This is a genomic window from Nonomuraea endophytica, from assembly GCF_014203235.1.
Lineage (GTDB): Bacteria > Actinomycetota > Actinomycetes > Streptosporangiales > Streptosporangiaceae > Nonomuraea > Nonomuraea endophytica.
In genome coordinates, this window is sequence record NZ_JACHIN010000024.1 from 50,870 (window position 1) to 65,045 (window position 14,176).

A 14,176-nucleotide genomic window follows, 5' to 3' on the forward strand; every position below is an offset into this window, starting at 1 on the left:
TTCAGCGCTGGTCAGAGGGTTGCCGCTGCCCGGGGACACCAGGCGGCCAGCCAACCCGGACTCCGGACGGATCGTTGATGCCGAACCTGGCCAGCTCCTCCTCGGCCTCGGCGCGGACCTGGATGAAGCTGGCGCGCAGCTCGGCGAGCAGGTGGCGCAGCATCGCCACTTCCTCTTCGAGGGCGAGCACTCCGGGCATGGGCGTCCGGCCGGCACCGCGGGCCACCCGGACGAGCGCGGCCGTCCCGATGATCGCCGTGATCCCGAGACAGGTGGTGAAGACGGAGGCGAAACCGGGTGCGGGCCCGCTCAGGAACGGGTGCTCGATCAGCACGGAGGCGGCGGCCACGCCGATGGCGCCGCCGAGCATCCTGGCCGTGTTGATCGCGCCGACCGCCGCCGCGTACTGGGTCGGTTCGGCGGCGATCGTGCCCGCTGTGAACGTTCCAGTCGACAGCAGGCCGAAGCCGCTGCCGAGCAGGACCGCGCCCAGCAGGCTCCACGCCGTGGGTGACGGCTGGGCCAGCAGCAGCGCGCAGCCGCCGCCGAGGATCAGCGCGCCGAGGTAGATGACGCCGTTGAGGCTGAGCCGGCGGCTGGCCAGCGTCGCCATCGGGCTGGCCACGATCATCGCGATCGAGATCGGCGTCAGCCACCAGCCGATCTGTATCGTGTCGAACCCGCTTTCGCGCAGGTAGAGCGGACCTGTCGCGAGCACGATGAACGACAGCGCGCCGTAGAGGAACGACGCGCTGCCGCCCCACAGGAAGCCGGGCCGCCGCCACAACCCCATGTCGATCGCCCCGGCCGGGTGTCTCCATGAGGTGGCCAGTGCCGCGCCGAGCAGCACCACCGCCGCTCCGGCGCAGATCAGTGTCCGGTCGGAGGTCCAGCCCCACACGTCGCCGCGGGAGACGGCGATCACCGCGCTGGCGATGGCGCCGACGAGGGCGAAGGCCCCGAGTATGTCGGGGATGCGGCGATTGGAGCCGCGGGAGCGCGGCAGGCGGATGGTGAGGCAGAGCAGCAGGCCCGCCAGGATCGCCCCCGGTAGGTACAGGCCGCGCCAGCCGTACGCCTCCATGAGCCACCCGCCCCCGCCTTGCAGGGCGAGCGCGCCGATCCCGGACGACGCGCCCCACAGCGCGACCGCCCCGGCACGGCGCGATGGAGGGAGCTCGCCGAGCAGCAGCCCCAGCGACGCGGGGAACATCATCGCGGCGCCCAGGCCCTCTGCGAGCCGCCCGGCGAGCAGAATGTGCCAGGCGGGCGCCAGGATCACCGCGGTGGCGCCGAGGCCGTAGATCAGGAGGCCGAGCGCGAGCACGCTGCGCCGGCCGAGCAGGTCGGCGAAGCGGCCCGCCGTCGCCAGCAGCGCGGCGACCGCCGCGAAGTTCCCCGTGCTCACCCACGTGATCTCGGCGAGCGGCAGCCCCGCCGTCATGGGATCGGCGCTCAGCAGCGGTACGGCCAGCGTCGTCGCCGTGCTGTCCGCCATGATCGCCACGACCGCGCCGGCGGCGACCACGCGCAGCAGGACGTAACCACGCCGGGCGCGGTGGCGGTGCGGGCGCCGCCGCTTCTTGGGCGTCTTCGCGGCGGCCTTCTTGGCCGCCGGCGGGAGCGTGACGTGCTCACGGATGGGCGTGAGCGTCATTGGGGACTCCGATTGGGAACGGTTGCAGCGACCAGGCGCTCCGCGGTGCCCACCAGGCGGGTCTCGGGTTGCGGTTCGGGCGGCGGGGCGGTGAGTCCGGCCAGGGTGCGGATGGCCCGTAAGGCGATGTCCAGGTGTTCGGCGCAGCGCCGGCGCACCCGTTCCTCGAGCCCGGTCACCTGGGCGAGCCTGATCCTGAGCGGCTCGACGGTGGAGGTGCGTTCCAGGTCGCCGAGCACCGCGAGCCTGGCCGGCCAGCGCAGGTCCTGCGCCACGCGGTCGAGGGTCTGCGCGGCGATGTCGGCCGGGTCGGCGCCGGGCCGGCACAGCAGCCGGGCGGCGGTCCTGAGCGCCAGCGAGGCGGTCCTCTCGTGGTCGCCGAGCCGGTGTTCGAGCGCGTTGCGCAGCACGCGGGCCCGGTGGTCGAGCGCGGGCGCGCTCCAGCCGAGCACGAGCAGCCGGTCGGGGCCGACCTCGGTATGCCATCCGGCCAGGCCGATCTCGCGGGCCATCCGGTGGTGGACGGCCCAGAGCCGGTCATGAGCGTACGAATCTGGCTCCGCCCACACCTGGACGCCGCCCAAGGGCAGGTCGGCGGTGCGTATCCGGGCTTCAGGACCGGCTATCCGAACGCAGATCTGCTGGATGGCGAGGGCCTGCGCGCCCTGTCCGGTCTGGTCTCTGACGAACCACGAGCTGCCCTGGATCACGACCCGGCCACCTCTCGTTGTTAAGTGGCAGTTATCAGATACGGTTTTGATAGTGCTCAGATGTGTTCTAGCGTGTCAACTGTCACTTTCGTCATGGGAAGATTACGCAGGTCAGGGGGCCTTCCTTTACGCTGTGGTCAGTCCGCTCCCGACGGGAGGTTTGGTGGCAAATTTCGCTGAGCGACTCGATCACGCGCTGAGCAAGCGCGGATACACGGGTGCTCAGGTGGCCGCCGCCCTGACGACCGCCGGCATCCCGATCACCCGGGCCTACGTCAGCCAGCTGCGCACGGGCAAGCAGACGAACCCGACGCTGCAGGTGCTCCAGGCCCTTGCCAGTTACCTTCAGGTGAGTGTCGGGTGGCTCCTCGGTGAGGACTATCTGGAGTCCGGGGCCATGCAGGACCTGCAGCTGCGCGCCGCCGCGATCGGCGCGTCCGCCTCGGGCCTGTCCGAGGGCTCGCTCGACCTGCTGCGCGACGTCGTCGACATCGCCCGCCGGGCCGAGGGCCTGCCCGCCAGGACCGCGACCAACGACCTGCCCGACGCCGCCAGGCTCAGCGACATCGCCGTGACCGCGCTCGCCGACCGCCTGCGCGGCCTGCGGGTGGCCGCCCGGATGTCGCCCGCCGACGTGGAGTTCGCGCTCGGCCGGGGCGTGGCCGCCGTCGCCGCGATCGAGGAGGGCAAGCTCGCCCCCGCGCCCGCGACCGTCGCCCGCATGCTCTCCCTGTACGGCGTGGCCGCCCCGCACCTGCGCGAGCACCTGATGACGCTGGCCAGAGGCGAACGCGAGCCGTCCTGGTACGACTCCAGCACCGTCTCGCCGCTCGCGGCCACCGCCTACGCGCTGGAGGAGCGGGCCTCGGTCATCAGGACCTACCAGACCCAGATCGTCCCGCCCCTGCTGCAGACCGAGCTCTACGCCAGGGCCGCCATCCAGGTGGCCGGGCTGGCCACGCCCGGCCTGACCTCGGTCGACGACGCCGTCCAGGTGCTGCTGACCCGTCAGGCGCTGCTGACCAGGCCCGACGGGCCCGTCTTCTGGTCGGTGGTCGACGAGAGCGCCCTCATGCGCTCGATCGCGGGGGAGGAGATCCAGGCGGCGCAGCTCGACGCGCTGATCCAGCACGCCAAGCGGCCCAACGTGTCGATCCACATCGCGCCGATCACCGACCCGGCCTACCTGCCGCGCACGGGGCCGTTCACGTTGTGGCGGTTCGCCGAGCCGTACGAGCCGGACCTGGCCTGCGCCCACTGGATCGAGTCCGACGAGCTGGTCACCGACACGACCTCGATCGAGGTCTACCATCAGGCGTTCGCCAAGCTCTCGGTGATCACCACGACCCGCGACGAGACCCTCGATCTGCTCTACGCCCACCGCCAGCGCCTCGGCCCCTGATCACGCTGCGTGCATCCGTGACCGGGGTTTCGGGCAGGGGGTCCGCGAGGGCCCCGGAAGGGGCCGGAGAGCTTGTCCCCCGAGGGGCCCGCGTAAACAGGCCTGTCCGGTATGGGCGCGGCCCGTTCCGGGAGGGCTTCTACCAGGGGTTTTCCGAGGCCCCTCCGGACGCTCAAACAAAAAAGAAGTATTTCCCGAAATAGCTATTGCCAGACCACGGCGATTATGGATCATTATTGACTTCGGTCACCGCGTGGGGTCAGGTGCCAACTTTCCCGTGATTGTTTGTGGCGAGGGGAAAGGGCCCACACTCAATGCGTCAACGCGCCATCCGAAACCTGGCCAATCTCGTAACAGAGAAAGCCACGCCGACCCGAGTCCTAGACGCGGCAGCCGGAGGAAAGAACAACTTCTTCGCTGACCGAGACGCCGTCCGCCGCTACGACAGCGCCGCCGCCGTGAGCGCGACAGCCGCCAGGGAAGTCCACGCCTTCCTGGCCCGAGTCATCCGTCATCTGTCGTCAGTGGGAACCGACCAGCACCTAGTGATCGGCAGCGGCGTCCCCGGCGGCCTGCCCGCCGGCCGCCTCCTCCACGACGTCGCCCGAGCACATCCGCTCACCCCCAGCGCCCGCGTGGTCTACGCCGAATCCGACCCGATGATCCTGGCCAACGCGCACGCGACTATCGAACCGATCACCGACCTGGTGCGCGTCGTCGAAGGAGAGGCCCGGGAGATCGACGCGTTGCTGGGCGACCGGATCGTGAACACGTTCATCGACTGGGATCGGCCGGTGGGCATCCTGATCGTCTCAGGGCACAGCATCCTGGACGACGAGGAGTTCCGATATGTGGTCAAACGCCTCGGACAGGCCGGGCCACCCGGCAGCCACCTGGGGCTACTCCAGGCCACCCTTGACGGCATCCCCGCCGAGTTGTTGCCCGCGGTCTACGACCTGATCGCCATGACCCTGCCCGGCTACGCGACCCGCGACCGCGAACGCCTGGCAGCCGTCCTGGACGGCCTCGACCTGGTCGACCCCGGCTTGACGTGGGTCTCGCAGTGGCGTCCCGACGACCATTGCGGCCCCATCACACCGGAGTCCTCGGGCAACTACGGAGCGCTCGCCGTCCTGCACTGAACACCGGCCCGGAGGTACGGCGCCGCCGTACCCCTAGGGCCGGAGCTCAGGCGGGAAGCACGAAAGGAGGAGAGGCCCCTGGGGTCAGTCCCACCAGAACGACCAGGCATGGCCGCCGACCAGCTGCTCCGCGTAGCCGATCAGGTCGCCGGCCCCCTGCACCACGTTGTCCGGGCAGAACGTCCAGTGCTCGGCCGCCACGTGCAGGGCATGCTCGACGTCCCCGGGCGGCGCGGCCACGCTGAGTTCGAGGGTGTTGAAGCCGAGGCTCACCACACGGGCGCCGAAGCGGTCCTCCCAGCTGCGGATCACGGCGGCCAGCGGGACCATCCACTCGTTGTGGTGCAGCGCGCCCTGCCAGCCCATGACGGCCAGCGCGTCGGCGCCCCGGTCGACCGCGGCCAGGCCCATCGGCATGCCGCGCACCGCGAGTTCGCCCGCGTACCAGTCGGCGACCGCGCCGGGCTCGGCCACCAGCACGCCGGGCGGGGCCAGCCCCGGGCAGAGCGCCCCGAAGGGCTCCAACTCGCTCAGCGCCTCCGGCGGCACCTGCGACACCCACTCCTGCCAGACCTCGGCCATGAAGCCCTCGGCGGTGAAGTGCTCGATCTGTCCGGCGTCGTCGGGCACCACCTGACCCGCGGCCCACGCCTGGGTCGACTCATCAAGCAGCACCGGCCATAACCCGCTGCGGGCGTGCTCGGCGCGGAAGGCCGACCACAGCGCGCCGCCGACGGGCTCCTCGCTCATCCAGAACGCCGGCCGCGCGGCCTTCTGCGCGAACCCGGGATCGGGCCAGACCAGCTCGCCCGCGGGCATGCCGACGGCCAGGGTGCGCCCCATGCCGCCGTCCGAGAACAGCTGGCGCAGCTCCTGTGGCAGCCGCAGATCATTCACGCCCATCGACGGAGATGGTAGTGCCGAACGCCGACATCGCTTCGAGCGGCAGGACATTTGTCCTGGGCGATCCTGGATCGACGTTCCTTCCGGCGGCGGGGTGGAGATCGGCACCGTTGGGTGCATGAAGATTCTGCTCGCGGCAGCCGTACTGCTGACCGGATGCGCCGACGCGCGTACGGCGGCCGCCACCGACACGGTCGTCACCACCGACAAGGGCGCGGTGCGCGGGAGGGAGGACGGGCGGCACCGCCTGTTCGAGGGCATCCGCTACGCCACCGCGCCCCGCTGGGACTCCCCGAGACCCGCCGCGGCCTGGAAGGGAGTCCAGGACGCCACCAAACCGGGCAGCCCCTGCCCGCAGGTCGGGTCCGACTACGCCAAGATCACCAGCGAGAACGAGGACTGCCTGTTCCTGAACGTCACCACCCCGGCCAAGAAGGGCGCCAAGCGGCCGGTCATGGTGTGGATCCACGGCGACGGCGCGCTCGGCGCCGGCCACTACTCCAACGCCAGGGCGATCGCCTCCGCGGGCGACGCGGTCGTGGTCACGATCAACTACCGGCTCGGGGTGTTCAGCGGGTTCGGCTACCCGGGCCTGCGCGACAGCGGCACCTACGGCCTGCAGGACCAGCAGGAGGCGCTGCGCTGGGTACGCCGCAACGCGGCCGCCTTCGGCGGCGACCCCGGCAACGTCACGGTGTTCGGCATCTCGTTCGGTGCGCTGGCCATCGGCGGCCATCTCACCTCGCCGGGCGCCAAGGGCCTGTTCCACCGGGCCGCCATGCAGAGCGGCGAGACCATGATGGACATGCCCGCCGGCAGTATGCTCCCCGGCCTGGAGGCCCAGCCGTCCTACGCCTGGCGCCCGACGGCCCAGACCGAGGCGGTCGGCCAGATCTACGCCAAGCAGCTCGGCTGCGCCGACCTGGCCTGCCTCAAGGCGCTGCCGGTGAAGAAGATCCTCGCCGTCCCGCAGATCATGAACGTCTTCCAGTCCTACACCTACGGCAACGCCGTCCTGCCCGAGATCCCCTCCACGGCCATCGAGAAGGGCCGCTTCCACCGCGTGCCCGTGCTGGCCGGGGCCACCAAGGACGAGCACCGCATCTTCGCCGCCATGCGCGGCAAGATCGCCTACCCGGAGTCGCTGAAGGAGACGTTCGGCAAGCGCGCCGCCGCGGTCGCCAGGGAGTACCCCCTCAAGAGGTACGGCAAGCCCGCCGTGGCCTGGGCCGCCGTCATGACCGACCGCATGTGGGCCCGCGGCACCCATGCCCAGAACACCCTGCTGGCCAGGCGGACCCCGGTCTACGGCTTCGAGTTCGCCGACCGGGACGCGCCGATGTTCCTGCCCATCAAGGCCGATTTCGACCTGGGCGCCTATCACGCGGGCGACCTGCCGTACCTCTTCCCCGAGAAGGGTGTGAAGCTGAGCCCGGCCCAGCAGAAGCTCTCCGGCCAGATGCTCTCCTACTGGACGAACTTCGCCCGCACCGGCGACCCGAACGGCGCCGGACTGCCCGCCTGGCCCAAGCTCAAGGGCGGCACCCTGTCGCTGGAGCCGGGGAAGATCCGACCCGTCGACTACGCCGCCGAGCACCGGCTGGCCTTCTGGAACTAGCGTGGACCCATGACCGTGCGCGTGCTGATCGCCGAGGACCAGGGCATGATGCGCGACGCCCTGGCTCTCCTGCTCGGCCTGGAGGACGACCTGGAGATCGTGGCCCAGGTGCCGACGGGCGCGGAGATCGTCGCGGCGGCCCTGGAGCACGCGCCGGACGTGGCGCTGCTCGACATCGAGCTTCCCGGCCGCAGCGGGCTGGAGGTCCTGCCGGAGCTGCGGGCGGCGCTGCCCGGCTGCGCGGTGCTGGTCCTGACCACCTTCGCCCGGCCCGGCTACCTGCGCAGGGCGATGGAGGCGGGCGCCGCCGGCTTCCTGGTCAAGGACGGGCCGGTGGAAGAGCTGGCCGCGGCGATCAGGCGGGCGGTGGCGGGGGAGCGGATCGTCGACCCGGCGCTGGCCGCCGCCGCCCTGCGCGCCGGGCCCAGCCCGCTCACCGACCGCGAGCGCGACGTGCTGGCCGCCGCGCTCGACGGCGCCACCATCGCCGACGTGGCCGCCCGGCTGCACCTGTCGGAGAGCACGGTACGCAACCACCTGTCCTCGGCCATCGGCAAGACCCACACCAGGAACCGGATCGAGGCGGCCCAGCTGGCACGGCACAATGGTTGGTTGTGACGACCTTTGACGCGGTACTGAGCGACCTCGATGGAGTCCTCCGGATCTTCGATGACGCCGCCCAGGCCGACATCGAGGCCCGCTACGGCCTTCCCCTGATGAAGACCGCGTTCCGGTCCGACCTCATCCTGCCCGCCACGCTCGGCCAGATCACCTCGCGGCAGTGGGTCGAGGCGATCGTGGCCGAGCTGGGCGGCCACGAGAGCGCCAGGCAGGCCGCCGAGGAGTTCGCCGAGGTGCCGTTCTGGGTCGACGAGGACGTCAGGGCGGTGCTGGCCAAGGTCCAGGAGCGGATGCCGCTGATCATCGTCACCAACGCCATGGACAACCTCGACGCCCACCTCGACCGGCTGGGCCTCACCTACTTCGCCGACGCCGTGGTCAGCAGCGCCAAGGTCGGCTACGCCAAGCCCGACCGGCGCATCTACGAGATCGGCGCCGAACAGGCCGGGGTGGCGCCCGAGCGCTGCCTGTTCATCGACGACCGACTGGAGAACGTCGAGGGCGCCCGCGCGATCGGCATGACCGGCATCCACTACCGGAACATCGAGGACCTGGCGCCGCTCACCCGCTAGCCATGTCGAAGAAGCGCCGTTCCAGGGCGACCGCCCGCCGGAAGACCGCCAGCACCGCGTCCCGGCCAGGCTCACCGAGCCGGGGCCCGAGCCGGTCGAGCTCCCCGCGCAGGAACCCCACCCAGGCGCGGAACTCCGCCCCTTCGTGCAGCTCGATCCACTCCCGGTGCACGAACCCCTCAGGCAGCGGCTCCGTCGCCCGCGCCGCCCAGTCGAGATAACTCCACTCCGCCACGCACAGCACCGCCACGATCAGCGGGTAGTCCTGCGCGGACCTGACCTCGTCCATCAGCGCGCGGAACTCGGCCGTGACCGGCTCGGCCGCCGCGTCGGTGCTGCCCTTCAGCTCCGCCAGCGCCCGGTGGAAGTACGTCTTCTCCTCCGTCGTGGCGACCTGTCCCAGGAATTTCCCGTACGGCACGCGGGCCTCGAACGTGTCCGCACTGGCCACGGCCGCCCCGAGCAGGGCGGTGAAGGAGTCGACGAACAGGAAGTCCTGCTCCAGGTAGTGCCGCATGTCGGCGGTGCCGGCCGCGATGGCGGCGGCGAACGGGTGCCCGGCCACCGCCTCCCACTCCTCGGCGCACTGGGCGCGCAACCACGTGCTGAAGGCTTCTTCACTCATGCCGCGACTCTAGACACCCCTCGTGCGCGCGGAAGGCCGGGGGGACGCGCGAACCCCGCCGCGGCCGGGGCGGGCCGGGCGGGGTGTGCGGCGCGTGCAGAACTCCGTACCAGAGGAGATCACCGCCGCGGCGCGGGCCGCGCCGCCCGCGCCGGGCCGGAGAAGAGGCTAGTAACCACCTCCCGTCGTCTTCGTCGGCTTCGGGGTGGAAGTGCCGGCGGGCGCCGGTGTGGCGGGCCGGGCGCCCGCCGGCCGGAGAAGGCCGATCAGGCCGTGCTTGGCGCCGTCGATGCCCGCCGCGAACCACACGGCGTTCTCGCCGCCCGTGGCGGCGGTGCCGGGTTCCAGGTCCCACAGGCCGGGCAGGACGACCGGGCGGCCGTTGGCGCCGCGCAGCGCGCCGAGGTGGCGGCCGCTCCTGAAGGCGTGGACGGTGCCGTCGCCGAAGTTGCCGACCAGCAGCGATCCGGCCAGCGCGCCGAAGCCGCGCGGGGCCGTGGTGATCGCCCAGGGGGCGTTGAGCGGGCCGCGCCCGATGCGGCCGGTGAGCCTGCCGTCGGTGCTGAATCGGCTCAGGAAGCCCTTGCCGCGCCCGGGGACCGCCTTGCCGGTCTGGGGGTCGCGCAGCACCGAGGCGACCCACACCGAGCCGTTGGCGATCGCCACGTTGAACGGGTGGTAGTTGCTGGGCAGGGCCCGGTCGCGGAACTGGGAGCGGCCGAGCCGTACCCGCTCGAAGTCCTCGTTGAAGGCGTGGATACGGCCACCGGCGAAGTCGGCGGCCAGCAGGAACGAGCCGTCGTCGTTCTCCAGCATGGCCAGGCCCTTGTAGTCGGCGCCCCGGGTGAACGCGGCGATGATCGCGTTGGCGGGGTCGGCCTCGGCGTTCCAGCCGGTGATGGCGCCGCTCGGGCTGGCGAAGATGAACGTGGCGGGCTTGCCCTTGACGGTGAAGCCCTGGCCGGTGTTGACGACCTGGCCGGTGGGCGCGCCGCCGGGGACGGCGACCTCGGTCTTCTCCTTGGTGCCGTTGCCCGAGTAGACGGTGGCGGTGCCGGTCCCGGTGTTGGAGACCCACAGGGTCTTGCCCATGGCCAGGCCCCAGGGGTTGACGACCTTGGGGTCGGTGACGGCGGCCTTGCCACGGACGTCGGAGACGAGGTTGACGACGTCGAAGCGGTTGCGGGGGGTGGTGGATTGCGCCGGGGTGGTGAGGGTAGCTCCCAGCACGACCGCGACAGCACCGAGCGTGATGATGCCGCGTCTATGGGGGTGCCGCATCCGTGCCTCCTTGATATGCGCTTGTGACGCGAGATACGCGGGAGGCGGGAGACTGGTTCATCGCTCGTTATGACTGGGAATGGGACAGACATGGAAGTTTTGGGCATTGATATCGGTGGTTCGGGAATCAAGGGCGCGCCGGTGGACGTCACCGCCGGACGCCTCACCAAGGAGCGCCTGCGCATCCCCACGCCGCAGCCCGCCAAGCCCGCCGGAGTGGCCGAGACCGTCGCCGAGATCGTCGAGCACTTCGCCTGGACCGGTCCGGTCGGCGTGACCTTTCCCGGCGTGGTGATGGACGGCGTGGTCAAGACCGCCGCGAACGTCCACCACTCGTGGGTCGGCGTCAACGCCTCGGAGCTGTTCGACGGCGCCCGGGTGATCAACGACGCCGACGCCGCCGGGCTGGCGGAACTCGCCTTCGGGGAGGGCAGGGGACGGAAGGGGACCGTCCTGATGCTGACGTTCGGCACGGGGATCGGCAGCGCCCTGTTCATCGACGGCACGCTCGTGCCCAACACCGAACTCGGCCACCTCGAACTCCACGGCAAGGACGCCGAGCACCGCGCGTCCGACCGCGCCCGCGAGGAGCACGACCTCGGCTGGAAGGACTGGGCCGAACGCGTCGAGGCCTACCTGAAGCACGTGGAGATGCTGTTCTCGCCCGCGTTGTTCATCGTCGGCGGCGGCGTCAGCAGGAAGGCCGACAGGTTCCTGCCGCACGTGAAGATCGACACCCCGATCGTGCCCGCCGCGCTGCAGAACGAGGCGGGCATCATCGGCGCCGCCCTCACCTGCGCAGGCGGGCCGCACGCTCCCGCGTGAGCGGGCTGCCCGGCGCCAGGAGCAGGGCCGCCTCCATGGCGGCCGCCGCCTCGTCGTGCCGGCCGAGACCCGCGAGGGCCAGCGCCCGCGCCGAGCAGGCGTCGGCCTCGTCCTCCGGGTTCAGGCCGAGCGCGAGCGCCCGGTCGAGGTCGTCGAGCGCTCTGGCGTGCAGCCGCAGATCGACCCTGACCTGCCCTCGGCCGGACAGGGCGCGGGCGGTCGCGGCCGGTTCGGCGCCGGGGCGGGCCGTGATCGCCTGGGCGAACTCGGCCTCCGCGTCCGCCGGCGAGCCCAGCCGCCACAGCGCGAAGCCGAGGCCGGTCCTGGCCTCGACGTCGGTGCGGTTGATCTCCACGGCCTGCCGGTAGAGGTCGGCGGCCGCGCGGTGGTCGCCGCTGGTGGCCACCACGTTGGCCAGCGCCGACAGCGACCGCGCCGTGGATACCCGGTCGGCCAGCGACTCGAAGCCGTTGAGCGCGCTCCTGAAGCTCTCCCTGGCCGCGGTCAGGTCGCCCTCCACCAGCGCGATCTCGCCGTGCAGCGCCATGGCCTGCGCCTGCCTGCGGGTGTCGCCCTCCAGCTGGTAGCGGCTGGCGGCGACGGAGGCCAGGCGGCGGGCGCCGGTGAAGTTGCCCTCGCCGAACGCCGCCTCGGCGGCCTCGGTGAAGACCCCGGCGTCCTCGGGCACCCGGGCCGGTCCCGGCTCGGCGAACCCCTCACCGGCCCGCCGTACGACCTCGATCATCTGGTCCTGCCCGAGCTGATACCAGGTGCCGCGCAGGCGCGTCGTCGCGGTCAGCAGATGCCGGGCGACCAGGGCGTCGGCGACCTCGTTGCGCATGTCGGCCGTCCTGGTCAGGCCGCGGAGTTTGGTGTCGCGGGTGCCGTACTCGGTGATGAACGCCGACTCCACCCACGCGCGCACCTCCGCCACGGGCACGCCGGTCTCCAGGCCCGCCTCCTCGGTGGCCCTGCGGTAGAAGGCGCTCAGCGCCTGGGCGACGCCGGGGATGCCGGTCAGGCCGGGGTCGGCCCAGCTCTCGGCGCAGACGATCTGCAGGTGCAGCGGCTCGACCAGCGGATGGACCACGCTCGCCGCGTTGCCCAGCAGGTCGGTGTGGGTGCTCGTGCGCAGCCGGTCGACGAGCGCGCGCGTCTCCTCGTCCGGCAGCTCCCTGCCGGTTCCGCGCCTTGGTCCCTGTACGGCTTCCGCCGCCGCCCGCTCGTCGAGCCCGTCCAGCCGGCGGTAGTTCATGGGCACGCCGAGCAGGGCCTCGCTGGCGTTCACCGAGGCGAGATGGTCGTCGCGCACGACCAGCAGCAGGTTGAGCGAGGGGATCTCGGCCAGCGCGGCGGCGAGCTGGCGCAGCAGGCCCTCGCGCTCGGCCATCCGGGTCGGGAAGGCGCTGTAGACCTCCTCGAACTGGTCGATGGCCGCCAGCAGCCGCCCGCTCGGCGGCATCTGGGTGACCCGACCGGCCAGGAACTCGGCGACGGTGGTGCCGGGCGCGGCCGGCGCGCCCCAGTCGCTCAGCACCGAGTAGACGAAGGCGTTGTGCCCGGCGGCGCCGGCGCGCGGTGGCGCGGGCGGGGCGAGGCGGCTGGGGCGCAGCGTGACGACGTGCGGCTCCTGCTCCAGGAGCGGAAGGATGCCCGCCTGCAGCAGTGAGGTCTTGCCCACGGCGGGCGGCCCGTGCAGCACGGTGACGCGGTCGGCCAGCCAGTCGAGTGAGAGGTTGCGGGCCTGGACCCGGCGGCCGAAGAACAGGCCCGCCTCGGAGCGCAGGAACGGGCGTGGACCGACATAGGGGGAGTCGTTCATCACGTCCCTCTCAGCCGCGAGTCGAGCATGTCGGTGAATTCCTCCAGTGACATCCAGAAGATCTCGATCTGCTGCCGGCCCAGCCGCTTGTCTAGGTATTCGCGGACCGCGGCCCTTCGTTTCACCCTCGGATCGAGCTGGAGGCACACGTGGCTGCTGCGCTGCCCGTCGGGCATGGCGATCATGAGCGACTTGAAGAGCGTCCAGAAGGTCGAGTCGCGCAGGCTGTAGCCGAGGAACAGCAGCGGCGCGCGGCGTAACCGGGTGCGGACGTAGGACGGCACGACGGCGGCCCGGTCGGCCTCCGGGGTCAGGCTCTTGTCCCGCCCGTCGCGGGCGTGCCGGACGTGGAAGTCGATGTAGTCGTCCTCGGTCAGCACCATCGAATGCGGGATCGAGTGGTGGCCGTGCAGGTGGAAGACGAGGGGACGCTCGGCCGTGGGGTCGTCGGCGGGCAGGGGCGGCCGCCGGTCGTCGTCATCGTCCATCCCGGAGGAATACCACGGACTCACATTCCAGGTCGGCCTTTTGCCGGCTCGTTGCAGCGCTTCCACCATGAAATCGTCGTAGTTGGTCGTTAGATAGAGAGGAAGATCGCAACGTGCCAAGATGTGGTGGATATCAAGCTGATCGGTAGTTAAAGCGACTTGCGAGAAAACTGTCCGGTGGAGTGCCCGTTTGAGTTGATTCGCATCGTGATTGAACGCCATCACAACTGCATACTGCATGACGCTGGACAGGTTGTCGGCGTCATGGTACGGATAGCGGACTCGTTCGGCCCAGTCCTTGGCCAGCGCCGCGCCCGTGGGCAGGCCCTGGCTCGCGCCCGCACCCAAGAAAGGGACACACTCTTTCTCCTTAATTGACTTAACCAGATTCTCCCAGCCTCTAGTGCTCTGCACGTTCCCTGCCGTTCTGGTCCAGGTGGAATCTTCAGTAATCCGGATGGAACGGCGTGAGTCAACGGCCAGGAAAAACGCCATATCTCCTCGGCGGCG

The 14,176-nt window shown here is 71.1% G+C and carries 13 protein-coding genes; 6 read left to right on the top strand and 7 right to left on the bottom strand.

Features of this window, described 5'->3' with window-relative positions:
• Position 1: 1 nt before the first annotated feature.
• Complete coding sequence (locus HNR40_RS49760; RefSeq protein ID WP_184974746.1) at positions 2-1,657, bottom strand: MFS transporter; 1,656 nt, start codon at positions 1,655-1,657, stop codon at positions 2-4.
• Complete coding sequence (locus tag HNR40_RS49765) at positions 1,654-2,367, bottom strand: hypothetical protein (RefSeq protein ID WP_184974748.1); 714 nt, start codon at positions 2,365-2,367, stop codon at positions 1,654-1,656. Before HNR40_RS49765 ends, HNR40_RS49760 begins: the two co-directional genes overlap by 4 nt.
• A 163-nt stretch (positions 2,368-2,530) precedes the next feature.
• On the opposite strand from HNR40_RS49765, the gene HNR40_RS49770 reads away from it, so the two are divergent.
• Together HNR40_RS49770 and HNR40_RS49775 are read left to right on the top strand one after the other, a co-directional pair.
• Positions 2,531-3,769: a helix-turn-helix domain-containing protein gene (locus HNR40_RS49770; RefSeq protein ID WP_184974751.1), complete on the top strand. Its 1,239-nt coding sequence runs from the start codon at positions 2,531-2,533 to the stop codon at positions 3,767-3,769.
• A gap of 314 nt (positions 3,770-4,083) precedes the next feature.
• Positions 4,084-4,911 (top strand): SAM-dependent methyltransferase, encoded by an 828-nt coding sequence (locus tag HNR40_RS49775; RefSeq protein ID WP_184974754.1) that lies wholly within the window; start codon positions 4,084-4,086, stop codon positions 4,909-4,911.
• 84 nt (positions 4,912-4,995) lie between these two features.
• On the opposite strand, the gene HNR40_RS49780 is transcribed toward HNR40_RS49775, so the two are convergent.
• Entirely contained in the window at positions 4,996-5,814 is an 819-nt protein-coding gene (locus tag HNR40_RS49780; protein WP_221341790.1) for a DUF4253 domain-containing protein, read from the bottom strand.
• A gap of 118 nt (positions 5,815-5,932) precedes the next feature.
• On the opposite strand from HNR40_RS49780, the gene HNR40_RS49785 reads away from it, so the two are divergent.
• From HNR40_RS49785 to HNR40_RS49795, 3 genes are read left to right on the top strand one after another with little or no spacing between them, the layout of a single operon-like run.
• Positions 5,933-7,432 (top strand): carboxylesterase/lipase family protein, encoded by a 1,500-nt coding sequence (locus HNR40_RS49785; protein WP_184974757.1) that lies wholly within the window; start codon positions 5,933-5,935, stop codon positions 7,430-7,432.
• A 9-nt stretch (positions 7,433-7,441) separates the two neighbouring features.
• Positions 7,442-8,050: a response regulator transcription factor gene (locus HNR40_RS49790; protein ID WP_184974760.1), complete on the top strand. Its 609-nt coding sequence runs from the start codon at positions 7,442-7,444 to the stop codon at positions 8,048-8,050.
• Positions 8,047-8,625 carry an HAD family hydrolase gene (locus tag HNR40_RS49795; protein ID WP_221341791.1) on the top strand — a complete coding sequence of 193 codons (579 nt, stop codon included), beginning with the start codon at positions 8,047-8,049 and terminating at the stop codon, positions 8,623-8,625. The genes HNR40_RS49790 and HNR40_RS49795 overlap by 4 nt, the downstream gene beginning before the upstream one ends.
• Here HNR40_RS49795 and HNR40_RS49800 read toward each other — a convergent pair.
• A complete protein-coding gene (locus tag HNR40_RS49800; protein WP_184974766.1) occupies positions 8,615-9,250 on the bottom strand; it encodes a TenA family protein in 636 nt (211 codons plus the stop codon). The two genes, HNR40_RS49795 and HNR40_RS49800, sit on opposite strands and share 11 nt — an antisense overlap.
• A gap of 168 nt (positions 9,251-9,418) precedes the next feature.
• Positions 9,419-10,531, bottom strand: coding sequence for a TIGR03118 family protein (locus HNR40_RS49805; RefSeq protein ID WP_184974768.1), 1,113 nt, complete (start codon positions 10,529-10,531; stop codon positions 9,419-9,421).
• 90 nt (positions 10,532-10,621) lie between these two features.
• Between HNR40_RS49805 and ppgK the strand changes: the two genes are divergently transcribed.
• Entirely contained in the window at positions 10,622-11,356 is a 735-nt protein-coding gene (gene ppgK, locus HNR40_RS49810) for a polyphosphate--glucose phosphotransferase (protein ID WP_184974771.1), read from the top strand.
• Here the strand turns inward: ppgK and HNR40_RS49815 are convergent.
• Both HNR40_RS49815 and HNR40_RS55805 read right to left on the bottom strand, forming a co-directional pair.
• Positions 11,322-13,178: a tetratricopeptide repeat protein gene (locus HNR40_RS49815; RefSeq protein ID WP_184974774.1), complete on the bottom strand. Its 1,857-nt coding sequence runs from the start codon at positions 13,176-13,178 to the stop codon at positions 11,322-11,324. The genes ppgK and HNR40_RS49815 overlap by 35 nt on opposite strands.
• Entirely contained in the window at positions 13,178-14,161 is a 984-nt protein-coding gene (locus HNR40_RS55805) for an SIR2 family NAD-dependent protein deacylase (RefSeq protein ID WP_184974777.1), read from the bottom strand. Before HNR40_RS55805 ends, HNR40_RS49815 begins: the two co-directional genes overlap by 1 nt.
• Between the last annotated feature and the right edge of the window lie 15 nt (positions 14,162-14,176).

Excerpts from the sequence above, each read along its gene's own strand:
- HNR40_RS49785 (WP_184974757.1), top strand. The coding sequence starts at position 5,933 with ATGAAGATTCTGCTCGCGGCAGCCGTACTGCTGACCGGATGCGCCGAC.
- HNR40_RS55805 (WP_184974777.1), bottom strand. The coding sequence starts at position 14,161 with ATGGCGTTTTTCCTGGCCGTTGACTCACGCCGTTCCATCCGGATTACT.
- HNR40_RS49805 (WP_184974768.1), bottom strand. The coding sequence starts at position 10,531 with ATGCGGCACCCCCATAGACGCGGCATCATCACGCTCGGTGCTGTCGCG.
- HNR40_RS49775 (WP_184974754.1), top strand. The coding sequence starts at position 4,084 with ATGCGTCAACGCGCCATCCGAAACCTGGCCAATCTCGTAACAGAGAAA.
- HNR40_RS49780 (WP_221341790.1), bottom strand. The coding sequence starts at position 5,814 with ATGGGCGTGAATGATCTGCGGCTGCCACAGGAGCTGCGCCAGCTGTTC.
- HNR40_RS49800 (WP_184974766.1), bottom strand. The coding sequence starts at position 9,250 with ATGAGTGAAGAAGCCTTCAGCACGTGGTTGCGCGCCCAGTGCGCCGAG.
- HNR40_RS49815 (WP_184974774.1), bottom strand. The coding sequence starts at position 13,178 with ATGAACGACTCCCCCTATGTCGGTCCACGCCCGTTCCTGCGCTCCGAG.
- HNR40_RS49790 (WP_184974760.1), top strand. The coding sequence starts at position 7,442 with ATGACCGTGCGCGTGCTGATCGCCGAGGACCAGGGCATGATGCGCGAC.
- HNR40_RS49760 (WP_184974746.1), bottom strand. The coding sequence starts at position 1,657 with ATGACGCTCACGCCCATCCGTGAGCACGTCACGCTCCCGCCGGCGGCC.
- ppgK (WP_184974771.1), top strand. The coding sequence starts at position 10,622 with ATGGAAGTTTTGGGCATTGATATCGGTGGTTCGGGAATCAAGGGCGCG.